Origin of the sequence: Ruicaihuangia caeni (assembly GCF_040536845.1) — a bacterium.
Taxonomy (GTDB): domain Bacteria; phylum Actinomycetota; class Actinomycetes; order Actinomycetales; family Microbacteriaceae; genus Ruicaihuangia; species Ruicaihuangia caeni.
The window spans coordinates 1,395,171-1,414,222 of the sequence record NZ_CP159582.1 but is presented as its reverse complement, the minus strand read 5'-3'; the positions used below and the strand labels follow the sequence as shown (position 1 = coordinate 1,414,222).

At 66.7% G+C, this 19,052-nt stretch carries 17 protein-coding genes; 10 read left to right on the top strand and 7 right to left on the bottom strand.

What is annotated here, in order from left to right; genetic code table 11:
• Window positions 1–168 precede the first annotated feature (168 nt).
• The gene (locus tag ABV606_RS06560) at window positions 169–2,553 is read left to right on the top strand and encodes a LuxR C-terminal-related transcriptional regulator (protein WP_281489006.1); all 2,385 of its coding nucleotides are present in this window, start codon (window positions 169–171) and stop codon (window positions 2,551–2,553) included.
• Here ABV606_RS06560 and ABV606_RS06555 read toward each other — a convergent pair.
• On the bottom strand, window positions 2,534–2,989 hold the full coding sequence (locus ABV606_RS06555) for a nuclear transport factor 2 family protein (protein ID WP_353987131.1): 456 nt from the start codon (window positions 2,987–2,989) through the stop codon (window positions 2,534–2,536). The genes ABV606_RS06560 and ABV606_RS06555 overlap by 20 nt on opposite strands.
• Before the next feature lie 304 nt (window positions 2,990–3,293).
• On the opposite strand from ABV606_RS06555, the gene ABV606_RS06550 reads away from it, so the two are divergent.
• The 8 genes from ABV606_RS06550 (at window position 3,294) to ABV606_RS06515 (ending at window position 10,380) form a co-directional block, all read left to right on the top strand.
• Window positions 3,294–4,328 carry an iron-containing redox enzyme family protein gene (locus ABV606_RS06550; RefSeq protein WP_435415536.1) on the top strand — a complete coding sequence of 345 codons (1,035 nt, stop codon included), beginning with the start codon at window positions 3,294–3,296 and terminating at the stop codon, window positions 4,326–4,328.
• Entirely contained in the window at window positions 4,325–4,561 is a 237-nt protein-coding gene (locus tag ABV606_RS06545) for a CDGSH iron-sulfur domain-containing protein (RefSeq protein WP_281489003.1), read from the top strand. The genes ABV606_RS06550 and ABV606_RS06545 overlap by 4 nt, the downstream gene beginning before the upstream one ends.
• 101 nt (window positions 4,562–4,662) lie before the next feature.
• Window positions 4,663–4,854, top strand: a complete 192-nt coding sequence (locus ABV606_RS06540; RefSeq protein ID WP_281489002.1) for a DUF2795 domain-containing protein — start codon at window positions 4,663–4,665, stop codon at window positions 4,852–4,854.
• A gap of 233 nt (window positions 4,855–5,087) precedes the next feature.
• Window positions 5,088–5,747: a TetR family transcriptional regulator gene (locus ABV606_RS06535; protein ID WP_281489001.1), complete on the top strand. Its 660-nt coding sequence runs from the start codon at window positions 5,088–5,090 to the stop codon at window positions 5,745–5,747.
• A gap of 139 nt (window positions 5,748–5,886) precedes the next feature.
• Window positions 5,887–6,675 (top strand): ATP-binding cassette domain-containing protein, encoded by a 789-nt coding sequence (locus ABV606_RS06530; protein ID WP_281489000.1) that lies wholly within the window; start codon window positions 5,887–5,889, stop codon window positions 6,673–6,675.
• The gene (locus tag ABV606_RS06525) at window positions 6,672–7,721 is read left to right on the top strand and encodes an ABC transporter permease (RefSeq protein WP_353987129.1); all 1,050 of its coding nucleotides are present in this window, start codon (window positions 6,672–6,674) and stop codon (window positions 7,719–7,721) included. Before ABV606_RS06530 ends, ABV606_RS06525 begins: the two co-directional genes overlap by 4 nt.
• A gap of 72 nt (window positions 7,722–7,793) precedes the next feature.
• Entirely contained in the window at window positions 7,794–8,780 is a 987-nt protein-coding gene (locus ABV606_RS06520; RefSeq protein ID WP_353987128.1) for an ABC transporter substrate-binding protein, read from the top strand.
• 79 nt (window positions 8,781–8,859) lie between these two features.
• Entirely contained in the window at window positions 8,860–10,380 is a 1,521-nt protein-coding gene (locus ABV606_RS06515) for an amidase family protein (protein WP_353987127.1), read from the top strand.
• 146 nt (window positions 10,381–10,526) lie between these two features.
• Here the strand turns inward: ABV606_RS06515 and ABV606_RS06510 are convergent, their stop codons facing one another.
• The 5 genes from ABV606_RS06510 to ABV606_RS06490 all read right to left on the bottom strand — a co-directional run bounded on the left by ABV606_RS06510 (window position 10,527) and on the right by ABV606_RS06490 (window position 16,287).
• The gene (locus ABV606_RS06510) at window positions 10,527–11,540 is read right to left on the bottom strand and encodes a hydroxyacid dehydrogenase (protein WP_353987126.1); all 1,014 of its coding nucleotides are present in this window, start codon (window positions 11,538–11,540) and stop codon (window positions 10,527–10,529) included.
• Complete coding sequence (gene hglS / locus ABV606_RS06505) at window positions 11,537–12,955, bottom strand: 2-oxoadipate dioxygenase/decarboxylase (protein ID WP_353987125.1); 1,419 nt, start codon at window positions 12,953–12,955, stop codon at window positions 11,537–11,539. The genes ABV606_RS06510 and hglS overlap by 4 nt, the downstream gene beginning before the upstream one ends.
• A 40-nt stretch (window positions 12,956–12,995) precedes the next feature.
• Window positions 12,996–13,835 (bottom strand): sugar phosphate isomerase/epimerase family protein, encoded by an 840-nt coding sequence (locus tag ABV606_RS06500; protein ID WP_281488994.1) that lies wholly within the window; start codon window positions 13,833–13,835, stop codon window positions 12,996–12,998.
• A 110-nt stretch (window positions 13,836–13,945) separates the two neighbouring features.
• Complete coding sequence (locus ABV606_RS06495; protein WP_353987124.1) at window positions 13,946–15,391, bottom strand: NAD(P)/FAD-dependent oxidoreductase; 1,446 nt, start codon at window positions 15,389–15,391, stop codon at window positions 13,946–13,948.
• A 50-nt stretch (window positions 15,392–15,441) separates the two neighbouring features.
• Window positions 15,442–16,287: a PfkB family carbohydrate kinase gene (locus ABV606_RS06490; protein WP_353987123.1), complete on the bottom strand. Its 846-nt coding sequence runs from the start codon at window positions 16,285–16,287 to the stop codon at window positions 15,442–15,444.
• Between the two features lie 194 nt (window positions 16,288–16,481).
• Between ABV606_RS06490 and ABV606_RS06485 the strand changes: the two genes are divergently transcribed.
• Window positions 16,482–17,501, top strand: coding sequence for a LacI family DNA-binding transcriptional regulator (locus ABV606_RS06485; RefSeq protein WP_353987122.1), 1,020 nt, complete (start codon window positions 16,482–16,484; stop codon window positions 17,499–17,501).
• 270 nt (window positions 17,502–17,771) lie between these two features.
• On the opposite strand, the gene ABV606_RS06480 is transcribed toward ABV606_RS06485, so the two are convergent.
• Window positions 17,772–19,052, bottom strand: coding sequence for a TRAP transporter large permease (locus ABV606_RS06480; protein WP_281488990.1), 1,281 nt, complete (start codon window positions 19,050–19,052; stop codon window positions 17,772–17,774).

The following is a 19,052-nucleotide window of genomic DNA, read 5'->3' as shown; positions in this document are numbered from 1 at the left end:
GCTCCTCACTTTCATCACTGAAGTCGCTGTCATTCAGCGTCGCTGGGCCTCGGCCACCGCGGAATCACAGGAACTCCGCATCTTGGCCCCGCCACCCCCCGGTATCGCGAAACGGCGTGTGACACTGGGCATCACAGGGACTACGGAGTCGGTGGAAAGGGCGAACGCATGGATTGGCCGTTCCGAGGCAGGCAGCAGGAGCTCGAACGGGTGCTCGGGCACGTGCGGGACGGAGTTCGGTTGGTGACCGTGACCGGCTCGGCCGGTGTCGGCAAGTCGGCACTCGCTCGAGCAGCGCTCCAGGCGCTCGGCGTCGAGCCCCAAGCAGTCATCGTGCTGGCTGCCGATTCCGGCGCCGACTCGACAGAGCCGGCGCGACTGCTGCCGAAGGCTGAAGCCTCACCGAGCGTGATCGTGCTGGACGTCGAACCGGGCAGTAGCGCGGCGGCATCCACAGTGCGTCGATTGCTCGACCGCGAGCCCAACCTCTCAATCATCGCCGCATCGCGCACGCTGATCGGGCTCCCTGCGGAACGGCCCGTGGCTCTGCACCCGCTCGCGGTTCCTTGCGCCCTCTCGGCGACGCAATCCGCCGAGGAGTGGCTCGACAGCAACCCTGCTGCTGCGATGTTCGTCGACCGCGCCACCACGGTGGCCCGAGCTTTCGAGCCCGACCGGGCCACCTTGTCGGCCGTGGGGGAACTCTGCGCTCGATTGAAGGGGCTGCCGCTCGCACTCCATATCGCCGCATTGCAGACGTCGCTACTGCCCGTGCCTGCCATGCTCGACGAGCTGCGCTTCCCGCTCGACTTCCTTGATGCGGGGTTCGTCGAGTCGGACGATCCGTCCACGTCGTTGCGGGCGAGCATATCGTCGGGACTCGCGGTTATTGCCGCCGACGAGCTCGAACTGCTTCGCGCCATTGCGCAGTTCCCTGCGGGGTGCTCGTTGCGCACCCTCCGAGCGCGTGGGCTGCCCGGGCTGGGAAGCCATGGCACGAACCCCATGCCGCTGCTGTCGTCGCTCGTCGGTGCCGGGCTGCTCAACGCCCGGACGAACTCCAGCGGCACCTTGACTCGCTTCGAGCTCCCTCCGTTCTACCGAGAGTTCTTCATTGAGCCGCGCTCTCCTCAGCCGTCACGGGCGCTCGTCGAGACCCTGCGCGAGTCGACGATCGAGAACTGTCGCGAACTTTCGGCGCTTCGCGGCCCCGCATGGGACCGCACTGCCGAGTTGCTCGAAGCTGAGCATGCCAACCTCATCAGCTTCATCGAGAGCGACCGCGACGGCGGGCGGGTCGACGACGCGGCTGAAATCGTGGACCTGCTGCAACGATTCTGGGTGCACCGGAATCACCACACCGAAGCGCTGTCGTACATCGAGGAGATCGAACAACGGGGGGCGCTTGCACACGCATCCGCGGCTCGTCTCGCGATCGCGGCTGCCATCTTCAAGGCGCAACTCACCTCATACACGAACGCTCACGAGCGGTTCGTCCAAGCCATCCAGGCATGGCGAAAGACGGACCACCGTGACCGCCTCGCGGAGGCGCTCGTCGCGTTCTCCCCCGCGGCGTTCGAAGTGGACGGCTGGGATGCCGCGCGCGCGGCACTGACCGAGGCGATCGAGATCTACGCGGAGTTGGGTGACGAGTGGTCGCTCGCCCGCGCTCAAGCACAGCTCGGTGCGTTGGCGGCAGACGTACCCGGCCAGACAGAGTTCGCACGGGCGAATCTCAACGCCGCGTCATCCGCGTTGCAAGCGCTTGGCGATGTCGGGTTCGCGAGCCTGCCGCTCGAACATCTGGGGCGCATGCTCCTCGACGATGGGGAGTACGAGCAGGCCCGCCTCGTGCTGGAGCGGGGGTTGGCAGAGATCCGGGCCGTCGGCGATCGGTTCCATGAGTCGGCGTATCTGAATCTGCTCGGGCTAAGCCAGCTGTCTCTCGGAAATGCAGCGAAGGCCACCCATCGATTCCTGGACAGTCTCAGGATCGCGGTGGATCTCGGCCTCAAGGCGCGGGCCGTGTGGTGCCTCGAGGGCCTGCGCGACACCATGCGGGCGCTGAGTGCGCCGGAGACCGCACGGCTCTGCTCGGCCTACGCGGTGGAACTGCGCGAGCAACTGGACCTTCGCGGCTGGGTGGAAGCGTGCTCGCCGAATCGCGTCCCTGACAGCGAGTCGGAACTGCCGCGCGCGATCAGCATGGCGATCACCGGGGCAGCCGCCTGGCCTCCGACGCCAGTGCTGCAGAAAGTCCCGCTCGTCTTGTCAGAGCTGGCCGAGCGCGGAGCACGAGCAGAGCCGCTCCACCCGGGACCCCGGCCCGACGGTCTCACGGCCCGTGAGATCGAGATCCTCTCACTCGTGGCGGCCGGCATGACGAGCCGCGCGATCGCAAACCGCCTTGTGATCAGCATCGACACCGTCGGTCGTCACATCACCAACCTGTACAGGAAGATCGGTGCCCGAGGGCGGGCGGAAGCGACCGCGTACGCCATCCGGCACGGCCTCCACGCTCAGCCGCAGCAGCTCACGGTTTCGGGCGACTGAAGACCTGCACCGATCGGCGCTCCGCGATGAGCCAGCGCCCGTCCACGCGACGGTAGGTGTCGTGGTACTCCGCGACCGCGAACACGTCAGGCGTGCGCGGTGCTTGCCCGGGGCCCATGAAGAGAATGTTGGGCAGCACGCCCTCGATCTCGTCATCGCTCACCCGGCGCAACTGATGCTGGCCGAAGAACGTGCGCGAGAGCTTGTCCTGTGCGGTGCGCGCATCGGCGAAGGCCTGCAGCGCTTCCCCTCCTCGGTGCTCTTTCCCCGCGGCTGCGAACACGCCGTCCTCAGTGAACAACGCTGCGAATCCTTCAGGCCGGCCCGCGTCCAACTTCCAGTTGAACTCGGCCACGAGGTCGGCGATTTCGTGCCTGGTCGCCTGGTCCACTGCGCCGCGGCCGGTGTTCTGCTCGAACTCGCTGTGCTCCCGCATCCGTTTCTCCTCCTTGCTCAAGAGCGCCCCGGTCAGGGGTGCTGACTCTTCACGCTAGGAACGAGGCCCTCGCTGTGCGTCACAGGAATTGGGGATCTTGGCTGCGGACGACTCGGGAACTTCACAGAAGACCGCCGACGTCTGTGCTCTGCTTCACCTTGTCGGGCCATGGCCTGCGGGCCATAGTTCGGAACACGGTACGCCACGAGCGTTTCGTCGTCTCAGGCGGTGCCCGTCGCTCAGCCACGGAGGGCGGTGCCGCAGGCCGCGAACCCAAGTCGAGTGAAAGAAGAACGCCGTGAAGATGCCTGCCCCGCGGGGCCCTGCCAGTGCCGCCCTCACCGAGTACCTGAGGCTCGAGGACCACGGGACGACACGACTCGACGACGACGCGCTCCACAACGACGTAAGCGCAGCCGTCGCCGCGAGCCCCGACATCCTGATCGACGATGATCTGCAGCTCGCGCTGTTCCTCATGTATGAGTTGCACTACACCGGCATCGACGGGGTGCGCGACGAGTTGGAGTGGTCGTCGTCGCTCATCGCCGCGCGCGGGGAGCTCGAGCGCGGCTTCGAGGCGGGCTTGCGCGACGCGGTCACTATGCCGGAGCTTCCCCTTCCGAGCGCCGAGCAAGTCGCCGAGGCCTTGTTCGAGCTCACAGCGCCGACGCCCGGTCCGAGCCTCGCCCGGTACATCGCGAAGAATGCGACCCGGGAGCAGCTGCACGAGTTCCTCATCCAGCGCTCGATCTACACCTTGAAAGAGGCTGACCCCGACACCTGGATGATCCCTCGCCTGCGGGGACGCGCGAAGGCTGCGTTGATCGAGATCCAGACCGACGAGTACGGAGGAGGCCGACAGGAGCGGATCCACGCGAACCTCTACGCGCGCACGATGCGCGGGGCGGGGCTGGACGACAGCTACGGCGCCTACCTCGACCTGGTGCCCGCGATCACGCTCACCTCGTTGAACATGACCACGATGTTCGGCCTGCACCGCCGCCTCCGGGGAGCGAGCGTCGGGCACCTCGCCGCGTTCGAGATGACCTCCTCTCTGCCTTCCCGCATGATCGCCGAAGGCTTCCGGCGAAACGGCTACGGCGACCAGGTGACCGACTACTTCGATGAGCACGTCGAAGCGGATGCCGTGCACGAGCAGATAGCGGCCCGCGATCTGGCAGGAGGGCTCGTGGAGGCGCAGCCCGAGCTGCTGGCTGACGTCATGTTCGGGGCGGCTGCGTGCCTGACGATCGATGGGCGAGCCGCCGACCACATCCGTTCGCGCTGGGAGGCCGGGGAGACCTCGCTCCGGCACGCGTTCACGCTGGAGGCTGCATGACCGCGGATGCCCGAGACGGCGACGACGAGATCAAAGGCTTCGGCGCCGCGAGCATCGTCGCCTGCCCGAACGGTCCGCTGCTCGTCAGAGGGGACGTCGAACTCCTCGACGGCGACGGGCACCCCGTGCCTCGCACTCGGCCGACGATCGCGCTCTGCCGTTGCGGCGCATCGGCGGTGAAGCCGTTCTGCGACGGCACGCACAAGCTCATGCGATTCAGAACCGAGGAGTGAGCGCCGCGCGACCTTCGATGTGGTCTTCGCAGCGGCGCGCAATGGGAACACCATGCACAGGAGCGGACCCGAAGAGCGACCGACGAGAAGGAGGAACCGAGATGAACGACACCCCGAGCCCCATCGAGGTGCAGAAGCACCTGAGCGGAGTCGACTACCCGGCGACCAAGGACGAGTTGCTCCGCGCCGCCGAGGTGAATGGCGCGGATGACGACATCATCGACCTGCTCGACGGCCTCGACGACCGCACCTACGAGAGCCCGGCCGACGTGAGCGAAGAACTCGGCAGCTGAGCCCTCGCCCTCACACCTTCGCGACCCTTCCGCCGAGATGACAGAATCTGCTGCTCAGCGGCGGGAGAACGTGCAACTTCTGTCATCTCGGCGGCGCAGGCAACGGAGGGCTCCGCCGGCCCCATAAACGCCGGCAATGTACGGCGCGGGTGTCGACCCGCTCACTGCGCCGGCGCCTTGAGTCGCGCATCCTTTGTAACGTACTGGTGAGATATAACCAGGAGGTTTCGCGGATGACGAAGGCACGGACGATTCGAACGCGGGACCCCGAGCGCACCAAGAACGACATCCTGGCGGTCGCGTCGGAAGAGTTCGCCGAGCGCGGTTACTCGGGTGCACGAATCGACGAGATCGCGGCACGCACCAGCAGCACCAAGCGGATGATCTACTACTACTTCGGTGGGAAGGAAGGTTTGTACGTCGCGGTGCTCGAGCGGGCGTACCAAGAGGTGCGCGATGCTGAACGCGAGATCGACGTGGCGCACAGCGACCCCGTAACGTCGATCCGGCTTCTCGCTGAGCGCAGCTTTGACCACCACATGGCGCACCAGGAATTCGTGAAGCTCGTCGCGCTCGAGAACGTCAATGACGCGCGCTTTCTGAGCAAGATCGAGTCGCTGTCGAGTCTCGGAACACCCGCCCTCGATTTCGTCACTCAGATTCTGGAACGGGGTTGGCAGGCCGGTGTGTTCCGCCGCGATGTCACAGCGCTGGACGTCCACCTCGCGATCAGCGCCTATTGCGTGTTCCCTGTGGCGAGCGGCCGCACCTTCGGACATCTGTTCGACATCGACCTGCTGTCGTCGGAATCGCTCATCAGGATGCGGTCGATCATCGGCGATCTCATCGTGCAGTGGCTGACCGAGGGCACTCGCGCGCCCGCCAAGGCTTAGCGACACTTTCCCTTCTCACAATCAATATCCAACCGTTACGAGTCTCGGTATTGCGCTGCTCGCGATCGCATGGTTTCATAACTCACTAGTTCGTACATTGACCCTGCGGTCACGAGAGTCAGCGGAGACAACCAGGACCATGAGCCCACCTTCCCCTGTCGCTCAACGTCAGCCAGTGCTCGCCGCACGCGGTATTCACCAGCGCTTCGGAGGGGTCCACGCGCTTCGCGGCATCGACCTCGAACTCTTTCCAGGCGAGGTGTTGGCGCTCGTCGGCGACAACGGTGCCGGAAAGTCGACATTGCTGAAGATCTTGTCTGGGAACAATCGCCCGACGAGCGGCGAAGTACTTGTCGAAGGTCGCGCGCATGAGTTCAAGAATCCTGCCGAAGCGAGCGCGGCTGGTATCGCAACCGTCTACCAGGACCTGGCCCTCGCACTCGACCTCGATGTCGTCGAGAACATGTTCCTCGGTCGGGAAGTCTCGGTGCGCGGGGCAGGGAGACTGACCGGCCATCTCGACCGGGCGCTGATGGCGAAGAGGACTCGCGAAGCACTCGATCGAGTGCACATCCGGATCCCAGACATCGAGGCACGATGCGTGGATCTTTCGGGCGGTCAGCGACAGGCAGTCGCGATCGCGCGCGCCGTCACCTGGTGCGACAAGGTGCTTCTGCTCGACGAGCCCACCGCCGCCCTCGGTGTCGAGCAGCAGCAAGAGGTGTTGAACCTCATCACCAGCATCCGCGAACGGCTCGATCTTGCGATCGTGCTGGTCAGTCATCAGCTTTCACACGTGCTCGAGGTCGCGGATCGCATCGCCGTTCTCCGGCAGGGCCGCATCGTCCGAGTGTTCGACCGCGACGAAGCCACGTCTTCTTCGCTGGTAGCCGCGATCACCGGGCTGACTGAGGGAGACGAGGAATGAACCTCAAGGGACAGCGGATCAAGACATCCGAGGCGGTGAGCAACGTGTCGAACACGACCGGACGGGTGCGCGCAGCCACGATCGCTGACCGGGTGGGTCCGTTCTGGACCCTCGGCGTGCTCGTGCTGATCATCGCGATCTTCGGAGTCGTGACTCCGAACTTCCTCTCGCAGGGCGCCTGGATCGCGACCACGGTTGCGACGACTCAGATCTTGATCCTCGCACTGGGCCAAACCTTCGTGATCGCCACAGGCGGTATCGACCTCTCGGTCGGCGCCGTGCTGGGAATGTCGGGAATGGTCGGGGGCCTCACCATGGCGACCCTGATGGCGGCCGGCTTGCCGTCGGGTGCGACGATCGCGGTCGGGTTCGCTGCCGGCATCGCAGCGGGCACCGCAGCAGGGGTGATCAACGGCCTGGTGATCACGAAGATGAAGGTCACGCCCCTCATCACGACCCTCGGGATGCTCGGCATTGCAACGGGCGTGGGCTACCTGATCGGCGGCGGGCAGCAGATCGCCACTATCCCCTCAGACATCACCACGATCGGATTCACCAACCTGTTCGGGTGGATCCCGCTACCGGTCCTGGTCGCGGCAGTCCTCGCGGTGATCGCGTGGTACTACCTGACCAAGACGCGCTTCGGTCGTCGGGCCCTCGCGATCGGCAGCAGCGCCGAGTCGGCGAAGCGAGCCGGCATCAACACCGACGCACATCTGATCCGCATCTACGCCCTTGCCGGCGGCCTGGCGGGTGTGGCCGGGATGCTGCTCGTCGCCCGGCTGTCGGCCGCGTCACCGACCGCGGGCGATGGCTCCGAGCTCCACTCGATCGCTGCAGTGGTGATCGGCGGGACCAGCTTGTTCGGTGGCCGCGCTTCCATCGCCGGCACAGTCATCGGCGCGGTCATCATCGCCGTGCTGCAGACGGGACTCGTCGTGGCCGCTGTCGATCCCTTCTGGCAGTACGTCGCGATCGGAGTCGTGCTCATCGTCGCAGTTTGGGCTGACCAGCAGCGCTCGAAACTGCTCGCAAGAAAACGATGACCTACTGAACCAGCGCTCCCCTAGCAAGAACCCGCAACAAGAACACAGTCCCGTCCAATGAAGGAATGAACCATGAAATCACAGAAGAAGAGACTGCTCTTCGCCCTCCCTGTAGTAGCAATGCTCGCTCTCGGCGCGGCAGGCTGCACGAACGCACAGAATGAGCCGACCGAACCCACGGGCGACGGTGAGCAGATCACCATCGCGTTCGTTCCCGGCTCGACGTCATCGCAGTTCTATGTGGCGATGAAAGAAGGGGCGGAGAAGGCCGCTGATGAGCTGGGTGTGAACCTCGTCTACCAGGGAGCGGCCGACTTCAGCCCGGCCGCACAGACGCCAATCCTCAACGCGCTCGCGGCGACGAGTCCTGACGCAGTGGTCGTGGCGCCCACCGACGCTGACTCGATGTTCGCGCCGCTGAAGGCTCTCGCGGATGGCGGCGCGTACATCGTCACGGTCGACACCCAGCTCGCCGACGACAGCATCGTCTCGGCAGCCGTCACCGCCTCGAACGAACAGGGCGGCGCCTTGGCCGCAGACGAGATCGCCGCAGCCGTCGGAGGAGAAGGGACGGTCGCCGTGCTCGGACTGAGCCCCGCCGCGACGACCATCAACGCCCGGGTCGATGGATTCACGCAGCGTGCGGCAGAAGAGTATCCAGGCCTGAACGTGCTTCCGACCGAGTACATGTCGGGCAGTGATATCGGCGACGCGCAGACCAAGACCGAGGCGCTGCTGCTCGCGCACCCCGACATCGTCGCGATCTTCGCACCGAACCAGCCCGCTTCTGAAGGGGCGGCGAACGCGCTCAAGGCACAGGGTAAGCAGGGCATTCCGATCGTCGGCTACGACTCCTCGGAGCGACAGGTGCAGCTGCTCAAAGACGGAACAGTCATCGCGCTGATCCTGCAGCAGCCGGCGCTCGAGGGCGAGCTCGCAGTGAAGGCCGCCGTCGCGCTGGTCAAGGGCGAGTCGGTCGAGAAGATGCAACTGCTCGACAACGTCGTGGCGACGACCGAGAACGCCGACGACGAGGCCATCAGCAAGTACTTCTACTAGGCCATAGTTCCGCTGCGTCCGATCTGACGGGGTGGCGAGCCCTTCGTGGTTCGCCACCCCGCCCCGTCTACGGAAGTGTATGAACCTCTCAATATCGCCCACCGAAGTGGTCCACCTCGGGGGCACCCTCGGAATGCACGTCTCCGACGCTGAAGCTTCAGAACTGGCCTCGGTGCTCACTGAGCAGCTCAACGCCTTGGGCGTACTCGACGAAGTCGCGTCCAAGACGCTGGGTGGCGCCCCCACCATGGCGGTGCACGAGCCGTCAGCATCTGAAGACGCGTTCCACGCCTGGGATCTGCAGTTCGATCTGGGCGGAGCAACGTCGGGCCCCTTGCAAGGCCGCACCGCCGCGGTCAAGGCGAGCATCGAGGTCGCGGGCGTGCCCGTCTCCGCGGGCAACACTCTCGTGCAGCACGTGCCGACCCGGAACTCGAGCGTTGTAGAGCGCTTGCTGCGCGCTGGGGCCAGGATCGTCGGAACCACCCGTCTTTCGGAGTTCGAACACGACGGAGCAGGGATCACGGGCCATCCGCGCCCCCTCCCCGACAATCCCGCGAGTCCAGGATTCGTTCCTGGGGGCTCATCCAGCGGCAGTGCGGCGGTTGTCGCAGCAGGCGAGGTTGATTTCGCGATCGGCTCTGACACGGGTGGTTCGATTCGCGAACCCGCGTCGTGGACTGGAGTCGTGGGCCTCAAACCCACCACAGGGCTTGTTCCCCTCGACGGCACACCGATCTTCGAGCCGTCCCTGACCGCTCTCGGTCCGATGGCGCGAACGGTCGAGGTGTGCGCGCAGGTGCTGAGCGCGATCGCAGACGGACAACAAGACTTCCTGCAAGGACTGGACGCGGGAGTATCCGGCATCCGCATCGGCGTGCTCGAACAGGGGTTCGGCATCGCAGGGCACTCCGACCCAGTCGTCGACGCGACTGTTCGCGAGGCCATCGCGGTTCTCGAGCGCTGCGGTGCTCACACCGCTCCCGTTTCAGTCCCCTGGCACGAGTTCGGTGTTCCGATCTGGTCTGGAATCGCGACCGAAGGAAGCACCATTCAACTCGTCGACAACGCCGCGGGTCGACTTCGCCGTGCCGCCGAATCGGCAGGCACCTACATGGATGCCTATGCTCGGGCGCTGCATGAACACGCCGGCGCGTTCCCGTACACGAGAAAGGCCGCGTTCCTGCTGGGGCGGTATCTCTTGGAGCGCCCGGAACAGCGTCGCTACAGTCTCGCGATCGAACTGGGGCATCAGTTGCGTCGCGCCTATGATGACGCGTTCGAGCAATTCGACCTGCTGGTGATGCCAACTACGCCGCAGCTGCCCTTCCGCGCCGAACCCGCCGAGCGCGGCATTCGAGAGACGCTCGCGCTGGCAGCAGGCAGCTATCAGAACGCGGCGCCGTTCAACGTCTCCGGGCACCCAGCCTTGTCGGTGCCCTGCGGAACTGTCGACGGGCTCCCCGTCGGACTCATGCTGGTGGGACGTCGAGCGCAGGACGCGCTCGTGCTCCGCGCTGGTCACGCCTATGAGCAGGCCCGCGATGCACTTCGCCAAGGTGGGTCCGATGCACGGGCCACGCGTGGAAGCCACGCCTAGCTCGACGTCGGAGGTGGCCGACCACCCCCACGCCGTCTGCGCCCTGCCGTCGAGATGACAGAATCTGCCCAGCGGCGCGAGAACGCGCGTCTTCTGTCATCTCGGCGGGGGCAAGGGGCACGCGACGGGTCGCCGAGGCGCGGGCCTCAGCGGCCGAGTGCCTCGACGACGTTGGCGGCGACATCCTGAGCCATGCGCTCCAGGGCTTCGTGGGTCATGGCAGCCGCATGCGGCGTCAACACGAGGTTCGGCGCGCTGAAAAGCACGTGGTCGACGGCCGGCGGCTCAGGGTCGAACACGTCGACGGCCGCACCGGCGAGGTGGCCGCTCGTCAGCGCGTCGGAGAGCGCGTGCGCTTCGACCAGGTCGCCGCGAGCCGCGTTGATGAGCACCGAACCGGGCTGCATGCGCGCGATGCGTTCGGCGTTCAGCAGCGCGGTGTTCTCGCCGCCACCCGGGATGTGCAGGCTCACGATGTCGGCCGACGCCAGCAGGTCGTCGAGCTCCGCGACCGGGGTGATGCCGAAGCCCGCGATGGTCTCGGCATCCATGAACGCGTCGAAGGCGCTCACCTTCATGCCGAGCGCCTGTGCTCGCACCGCCACCGCGCGACCGATCGCGCCTGCGCCGACCAGACCGAGCCGGGTGCCCGCCGCTTCGCGACCGCTGAGCCCTCCGCGCGACACCTGGCCCGGCAGCGAGCCGTGCTCGGGCGAGAACGCGCCTGAACGCAGCCGCTGCTCGACCTCGGGAATGCGCTTCAGCAGCATGAGCGCGACCGTGATCACATACTCGGCGACCGAGTCGGTGTTGCTGCGGGGCGTGTTGACGACGCGGATGCCGCGAGCCTCCGCCGCCGCCAGGTCGATATTGTCGGTGCCCGCGCCGTGGCGTCCGATCACCCGCAGGTTCGGGCCGAGGTCCATGAGCTCCGCGCCGACCTTCGTGCTGCGCACGACCAGCGCGTCAGCGGTGGCGAGGGCCTCGCCGCGCGCGGGGTCCTGCGGGTTGGCGAGCTGACGCACCTCGCAGGAGCGTTCCAGCACCTCGATGCCCGAGGGGTGGATCGGCTCGAGCACGACGACGACGGGGCGAGCCCCGGCATCCGTTCCCCCGAGGGGTCCGGATGCCGCGGCCGCCGCCTGACGCGCGTCGCTCACGCGGCCACTGCCACGGTCCACGGGGTGGCCACCGCGTCGGGTGCAAGCCCGAGACTCGCGATCGCCTCACGGAACGACGCATCGCGCTCGGCTGCGTAGAGCTCGTAGGGGTTGTGCATGGTCACGCCGATGTGGCGGGCCATCCACGACTGATCACGCGCGGTCTCGTCCTGCGAGTCGTCGACCGTGCCCTCGCCCGAGAGGTTCGAGGCGAAGATGCCGGCCGCCGAGCGGGGCAGGAAGTCTTCGTAGACGATCGGCTCGGCGACGATCCAGCCGCCGTCGAGCAGCGCGAGCAGGTCGGTCGGGAGGTTCTCGCCATCGACGCTCTTACCGGTGGCCGCGAAGTTGAAGAAGCCGTAGTCGCGCTCGATGAGCTCGCGCTCGCTCGCGGGGCACTGCTCCCGCCACACCTCGAGGGCGACCTCGGGCCGCGGCCGGCCCGACTCCTTCTGGCGCTCGTCGACGACGCGCAGCATCCGGTCGTAATCGTTGCGACCCGCTTCGGTCAGCGCGATCCCGCGCGCTTCGACCTCGCCGAAGCGCACGCGCAGGTCGCCTGTGCCGATGCTGCCGTCGGCCTCCTTGAAGTTCCTCGGCTCGGCGAGCGCGCGGAACGAGGTCTGACGCAGCAGCACATCGGGGCCCTCCCAGCGCGGGGGACCCTGGATCGCGTCGATCATGGTGATCCCGCGAGCCTGCATGCGCTGGTAGAGGTCGTCGATGTCGAGCACGCGGGGCGTGAGGTGGTTGATGTGGGTCGAGGCAACGCCACCGATGTCGGAGGCGACGCTCGAGATCGCCTCGAGCCGCTCGTACCACTGGCGGTCGACCGGCTCGGGCGAGAGCGCGAACGCTGCGGTCGCGAGCTCGAGGTAGCGGTCGGCATCCGCTTGCTCCAGGCCGCTCTGCTCGATCGACTTGTCGGCGAGCTGCAGCAGTTCCTCAGGGAACAGCGTGCGTGAGCCGATGAACTCCTTGAGCTGCTGCTCGAGCTCGGCGTTGAAGAAACGACGGTCCTCTGCGACGAGCATCGAGGTGAACACCCGGAAGGGGTTCTTGGCGAGCTCGTCGCGATCGATCGGGCGGAACGCGGTCGACACGACCGGAATCGGCGGGTTGGCGTCGCGCAGGTCGTAGAACCCGACCGGGTGCATGCCGGCCGCACCGAAGACGCGCGCGGCCTGCGCCAGCTCGCGAATGTCGCCGACGCGGATCGCTCCGTGGCGCTCGGCGGTCACACGCTCGATGCTGCCGAGGCGCTCGGCGAGTTCGGGGTGCTTGGCCTGGAAGTCGCGGTTCACCTCCGACGACACCTCGACAAGGGTCGTGTATGCCGGCACCTCGGTGCCGTAAAGCTCTGAGAGGCTCCTTGCGAAACGGGCGCGGAGTTCCCACTGTTCGACAAAGCTCATGTCGTCTCCTGATCCATCGAGAGTGAAGGATGCCGCGGGCTCAGGCCGCGGCGAGCGCCGACTCCACTGCCGCGAGGCTGCGCCGGTGCGCGTCGAAGGGTTCGAACGTGTTCTTCGCTCCGAAGATCTCGAACGTCATGTAACCGCTGTAGCCGGCATCCGCGAGGTCGTCGAGGTACTGGTCCAGCGGCAGTTCACCGTCGCCCCAGGCCATGTGACCGGCGGGACGACCGTCGATGAGGTGCACGTGGCGGATCCCATCGCCGAACCGCTTCACGTAGCATGCTACCGTCTCTTCGGCCGTGGCCATAGCCACAGTGTCGAGAGCCACACCGACGTTCCCCTCGCCGACCTCGGCGAGCATCTGCGCGAGCTGCTCGGAGTTGTTCACGAGGTTCGACTCGTGCCGCTGCAGCGGTTCGAGCACGCAGTCGACGCCGAGCGATGCCGCGTACTGCGCCACTTGCGCGATGCCGTCGACCGAGCGCTTCCACGCTTCGTCGCGCGACTCGTCTTCGAAGCCGCGGCCCGGGGTGAGGAAGAGCAGGGGCGAGCCGAGGTCCACGCAGATGTCAGCAGCCTTCTTCAGCGTGGCGATGGCCGACTCACGGATCCAGGGGATGCTGGAGGCGAGGTTCACCGGATACATCACCGACTCGGGGGTGATGCAGACGACATCCTGATCGCGCTCATCGAGTTGCGCCTTCATGCGTCGCGCGTCGGCGAACGAGAACTCGGGGATGTAGAGGTGGTTCGCGATGCCCCAGAGCTCGAGGTGCCGCCGCTCGAGCGCGACCATGTCGTCGAGGAATCGCTCGAACGTCATGTGCTGGTACGAGAAGTTCGTTCCCGTGATCTGTTCGATGGACAGTGCAGCCATGGTTACCCCTTCGTTTTCGTTGCGGTGTTCGTGCCGGACGGTCCCGGAGACGACGACGGGCAGCGGTGACTCGTGCACCGCCGCCCGTCGGATCGTGGCGCGTCAGCCGATCAATCTGGCGCTACCTCGCCCGGCGCGCGGTAGCGCGGCATGAGCGAGACGAGGAACTTCGTGATCGGGTCGACGCGCTTGTTCTGGATCTCGCGCCGAACCCGGTTGATCACCGCGAGCCGCACGAGGTTCGCGCCGATGAAGCGCAAGGGCTCGGGGAAGATGCGGGTGCGACGGTTCTGATTGAAGAGCTTGCTGCGGCCCCACTTGTCGTCGATGCCCAGCAGGCGGCTCGCCAGAATGCGGGCGACAGCGGGGATCTGTGCCAGTGCGGTGCCACTCCAGCCCACGGCGTAGAGCACATTCGGCTGCTGCTCGAGCGTGCCGAGCATGGGGATGTGCGTAGCGACGATGTCGATCGGACCGACCCAGTCGTAGTCGATCTTCACATCGCTCAACGACGGGTACAGCCGATGCAGTTCCCGAACGACCGGCGGCACCAGCTTCGGGTTGCGGTTGTTCTTCGGGCCGAGCTTCGCCTTATAGATCGGCAGGCCGCTGCCCTGGCCGAGCAGCACACGCCCGTCGACGGTGCGCTGCCAGTAGAGCACCTGCATCTGCGAGTCGGCGATCGAGGCGCCGCTCTTCCAGCCCAGCGCATCCAGGCGCTCAGGGATCGGCTCGGTGACGATCACCTGCCCATCGACGGAGTACATGTAGCGGTTGATCTCGGGAATCGATCCGGCCCAGGCGTTCGTGGCGATGAGCACCTGGTCGGCCGTCACGACTCCGCGAGGCGTCTTCAATCTGGCCGGGCGGCCCGGCGCGATCGCCTCGACCGGCGTTCCCTCATAGATCGTCACGCCCTTCTCGATCAGGCGCTTCCGCAGACCCCGGGCGAGCTTGTACGGGTTCATCGACCCGGCGCGGTCTTCGATGAGCCCCTCGTACGACGAGGCCGAGCCGGTGCGCTCCTTCAGTTCCTCGGCATCGAGCGGGCGGTAGGGCGTGTCGCCGTGCTGCGCCAAGTCGGCGGCCGCGCCCTCCCAGATGCCCTCGTGGGCCTTGGCGCTCGCACCGCGAATCCATCCGTCGAGCCGAAGGTCCATGTCGATCTCGCCCGACTGCTGCAGTTCTTCGAATTCGTCGATCGCGTCGGCGGTGGCGCGAGCGAGCTCGATCGCCTCCTTCTTGCCGACGAGCGCCCGGAGGTAGCCGAGGCTGCCGTACCAGGTGTGAACCTGGCCGCCGTTCCGTCCGGAGGCACCAGAACCGCAGAAGTCCGCTTCGAGGATCACCAGTTGCTGCTCAGGACGCTGCTCGAGGATGCGCCACGCGGTCCACAGCCCGGTCAATCCCCCGCCGACGATTGCGATCGGGGTCGAGATGTTGCCCCGCAGCGGCGCACTCGTCTCGGGCCCCGTCGGGTCGGTCGACTGGATCCAGAACGAGCGCTCGTGGGGCCGCGCCGGCACCGGCTGGCTGAACTTGAGCATGGAGGTCATCGGGGTGTGCTCGCTTCCTCAGAGGGGCGTGGGTGGTGCGGGTATGCGAATCAGGCCGGCGAGGAAGCGGCGAACTGGTAGTACGCCGCCTTCAGCCACTCGGGCACGGAGAGCGTCGGCTGCGGGAAGCCACCGATGTGCAGGCACGTCGCCGTTGCGCTTGCGGTGGCCTGCACGAGCGACAACTGCGGGGCGTTGCCCTGCAGGTGGCTCTTCACATAGGCCGCGATGAAGCTGTCACCGGCCCCGCAGGTGTCCACCGGCTTGATCGGCTGCGCCTTGGTCGTGGTCGTCTCGTGTCCCGCGCGGACCAGCGAGCCGTGCTCGCCGCGCATGATCACGGCCACGGCGGCCCCCGCGTCGCAGATGCGAGCAGCGAGGTCGTGGGCGGGGTTGTCGGCTTCGCCGTCGATCGAGGCGAACGCGATCTCGACGCCGTCGAGGCGATCGAAATCGTGGTACGTCGAGAGGTCCACGCTGAAGCGGTGCCCGCGCTCGGCCAGGCGGCTGGTGAGGCGGGCATCCCGCGAGACGCCGGCATGGTGCACCCAGTCGACGCCCTCGACCGAGTCGAGCACATCGTCGCCGGGACGCCAGTCGACACCGACACCGAATTCCTCGTGCAGGAACTCGCGGTTGCTCTCGACGAGCCGGATCAGCGTGACGCCCGTGCGACCCTCGAGACCCACGATCGAAGCGGGGTCGAGCCCGACATCCTTGGCGCCGTTGCGAACCGCGTCGGCTGCGTCATCGTCACCGACGGCTCCGAAGTACTGAGAGTCCAATCCTGCGCGGGCCCAGTTGACCGCGACGTTGAGCGCGTTGCCGCCGACGGTGAGCAGATCCTGCTCGACGTACACATCGAGACAGTTGTCCCCGATCGCCGCGACTCGCATGGCGTTCTCCCCTTCGAGATCCCAGAAGGCCCACTTGTGATTGATAACGATATCATTGAAGAGGACACCAGCCCGTCGGGGCGACCGCGTGCGTCATTCGGATGCCGGATGGAGCGACGTCAGTCCGGGGCCCTAGAGTTTCCGAAGGGGCATGCCCCGGGGAGAGTCTGAGATCTTAGGCAAGGAGGCTCGGCGTGGTCACGATCCGCGAAGTGGCGGAGGCGGCTGGCGTCTCTCAGGCCACGGCGGCGCGAGCGCTGAACGGCTACGGCTCGGTGAGCGCGCGAGCGCTCGAGCGCGTGACCGAGTCGGCGGCGCGGCTCGGCTACAAGACGAACATGATCGCCCAGGCGTTGCGGCTCGGGCAGACGCGCGCGATCGGCTTCGTGCCGGGAGACATCGAGAACCCGTTCTTCGCAAAGATCGCGCGTCACCTGGGCGACACCCTCGAGGCATCCGGCTACACCCTGCTGCTCTCGAGCTCTGACGAGCGCCCCGACCGCGAGCGCAAGGTCGTCGAGACGCTACGGCAGCACATGGTCTCCGGGTTCGTCGTCGCCCCGACCGCGCAAGACGACGCCCCCCACCTCGCGCAACTGGTCGAAGACGGTGTGCCGCTGGTGCTGATCGACCGTCGCGTCGAGGGCCTGCGCGCCGACTCGGTGACGGTCAACAACGAGGGTGCTGGGTTCCAGGCTGTGCTGCACCTGATCGAGCACGGACACCGCGACATCGCGATCCTGGTCGACGACCTGCAGATCGCCTCGTCGGCAGAGCGCTTCGCCGGTTACCAGAAGGCGCTCGACGCCCACGGCATCCGTCTCGAACCGACCTACATCGGCGTGGGAGGCGCTTCACGTGAGGGCGCGTACGAAGCGGCGCACCGGGTGCTCACGCTCGCCCACCGCCCCACCGCGCTCTTCGCCACTGACAACTTCATGACCGAGGGCGCGCTGCGTGCCCTTCGTGACCTGGGACTGCGGATGCCGGCGGATGTGTCGATCGTCGGGTTCGACGACTTCGACCTCACCACCTTCGTCGACCCCGCCGTCACCGTGGTGGCGCAGCCGATCGCGGAACTCGGGCAGGAGGCGGGTCGGCTGATCCTGCGCCGGCTCGAGGGGGCGGAAGACGAGCCGCACAACGTCAATCTGCTCGCGGAGCTCATCATCCGAGGCTCGGTCGAGGCTCCGCCCGCCTCCGACGCCGCGTAGCGCCCGGCGCAGCTGCAGCTCCGCGCCCGTGCGCCGCGGCGAGGGTCAGCCGCGCGCAGTCGCGCCCAGCCGCGCCCGCAATCCTCCCCCGCTCCCGCTCCCGCTCCCGCGAGGCTCGCCTACCCCCGCCCGAGCTCGCGAGATGCCAAGATCTGCTGCCAATCGGCGAAGCTCGCAGCACTTATTGCAATCTCGAGGGCGCACGAGGGCGCACGAGGGCGCGCAGGATGCCGCGGCGCCGAGCCGCGGCATCCGTCAGCGTGAAGGCGGTCAGCCGCCGCGAGTGAGCTCCGGAAGCCAGGTGACGAGCGGCGGGATGTACGTGATGAGCAGCAGCACCACGACAAGGGCCATGAAGAACGGCAGGAACGCCTTGGTGAACTCGCCGATCTTCACCTTGGTGATGGCCGCCACGGTGTAGAGCACGCTACCCACCGGCGGCGTGATCGAGCCGATCGTGAGGTTCAGCACGATGATGACGCCGAACTGCACCGGGTCGACGCCGATGCTCGCCGCGACCGGCGCGAGCACCGGGACCAGGATGATCATGAGGCTCATCGACTCCATGAAGATGCCCAGCACGAGCAGCAGCAGGTTGATCATGAGCAGGAGCACGACAGGGTTGTCGCTCACCGCGGTGAGCAGACCGAGCACCTGCGCCGGGATCTGCTCGTAGGCGACGATGATGCCGAACACGGCCGCTGCGGCGATGATGATCATCACGATGGCCGAGGTGAACGCGGCCTCCTTGAGCAGCGACGGGATGTCCTTGATCGAGAGCTCGCGGAAGGCGAAGGCCACGACGAGTGCGTAGACCACCGCGATCGCGCCGAGCTCCGTCGGGGTGAAGATGCCGATGCGCAGGCCGACGATGAGCAGCACGGGCATGAGCAACGCGGGCAGCGAGCGCACGAAACTCGCCCAGATCTCGGCGAATCGCGCCATGTTGTCGCGCACCTTCGGGTACCCACGACGACGCGAGATGATCCAGACGGTCGCGCTCAACGCGACGGCGATCAGGATGCCGGGGATCACGCCACCGATGAACAGTGCGCCGATCGACACATTGGCCAGCACACCGTAGAGGATGAGCCCGATGCTCGGCGGCAGGATCGGAGAGATCGAGCCGGATGCCGCGGTGATCGCCGAGGCAAACCCGTTGGGATACCCCTGGCGCCGCATGATCGGCACGAGGATCTTCGAGTCGATCGCGGCGTCGGCGTTCGACGAGCCCGACATTCCGCCGATCATGAGGCTGTTCAGCACGTTCACCTGGGCGAGGCCGCCGCGGAAGTGGCCGACCAGCACGGTCGCGAAGCCCATCAGCCGTTCGGCGATGCCCCCACGGGCCATGATGGTGCCCGCGAGGATGAACAGCGGCACGGCGAGCAGCGGGAACGACTCGAGGCCGCTCGACATCCGCTGAACGATGATCGTGCCGGCGGTCTGCTCGAACTGGATGTAGAGCACCGACACCGCGAGCAGCGATAGGAAGATCGGTACGCGCAGGAAGATGAGCGCGACGACGAGCAGGATGAGTAGCCAGATCAT

Excerpts from the sequence above, each read along its gene's own strand:
- ABV606_RS06490 (WP_353987123.1), bottom strand. The coding sequence starts at position 16,287 with ATGCGAGTCGCGGCGATCGGGGACAACTGTCTCGATGTGTACGTCGAG.
- ABV606_RS06480 (WP_281488990.1), bottom strand. The coding sequence starts at position 19,052 with ATGATCTGGCTACTCATCCTGCTCGTCGTCGCGCTCATCTTCCTGCGC.
- ABV606_RS06530 (WP_281489000.1), top strand. The coding sequence starts at position 5,887 with ATGAGCCCACCTTCCCCTGTCGCTCAACGTCAGCCAGTGCTCGCCGCA.
- ABV606_RS06545 (WP_281489003.1), top strand. The coding sequence starts at position 4,325 with ATGACCGCGGATGCCCGAGACGGCGACGACGAGATCAAAGGCTTCGGC.
- ABV606_RS06500 (WP_281488994.1), bottom strand. The coding sequence starts at position 13,835 with ATGGCTGCACTGTCCATCGAACAGATCACGGGAACGAACTTCTCGTAC.
- ABV606_RS06560 (WP_281489006.1), top strand. The coding sequence starts at position 169 with ATGGATTGGCCGTTCCGAGGCAGGCAGCAGGAGCTCGAACGGGTGCTC.
- ABV606_RS06495 (WP_353987124.1), bottom strand. The coding sequence starts at position 15,391 with ATGACCTCCATGCTCAAGTTCAGCCAGCCGGTGCCGGCGCGGCCCCAC.
- ABV606_RS06555 (WP_353987131.1), bottom strand. The coding sequence starts at position 2,989 with ATGCGGGAGCACAGCGAGTTCGAGCAGAACACCGGCCGCGGCGCAGTG.
- ABV606_RS06515 (WP_353987127.1), top strand. The coding sequence starts at position 8,860 with ATGAACCTCTCAATATCGCCCACCGAAGTGGTCCACCTCGGGGGCACC.
- hglS (WP_353987125.1), bottom strand. The coding sequence starts at position 12,955 with ATGAGCTTTGTCGAACAGTGGGAACTCCGCGCCCGTTTCGCAAGGAGC.
- ABV606_RS06535 (WP_281489001.1), top strand. The coding sequence starts at position 5,088 with ATGACGAAGGCACGGACGATTCGAACGCGGGACCCCGAGCGCACCAAG.
- ABV606_RS06520 (WP_353987128.1), top strand. The coding sequence starts at position 7,794 with ATGAAATCACAGAAGAAGAGACTGCTCTTCGCCCTCCCTGTAGTAGCA.
- ABV606_RS06540 (WP_281489002.1), top strand. The coding sequence starts at position 4,663 with ATGAACGACACCCCGAGCCCCATCGAGGTGCAGAAGCACCTGAGCGGA.
- ABV606_RS06550 (WP_435415536.1), top strand. The coding sequence starts at position 3,294 with ATGCCTGCCCCGCGGGGCCCTGCCAGTGCCGCCCTCACCGAGTACCTG.
- ABV606_RS06525 (WP_353987129.1), top strand. The coding sequence starts at position 6,672 with ATGAACCTCAAGGGACAGCGGATCAAGACATCCGAGGCGGTGAGCAAC.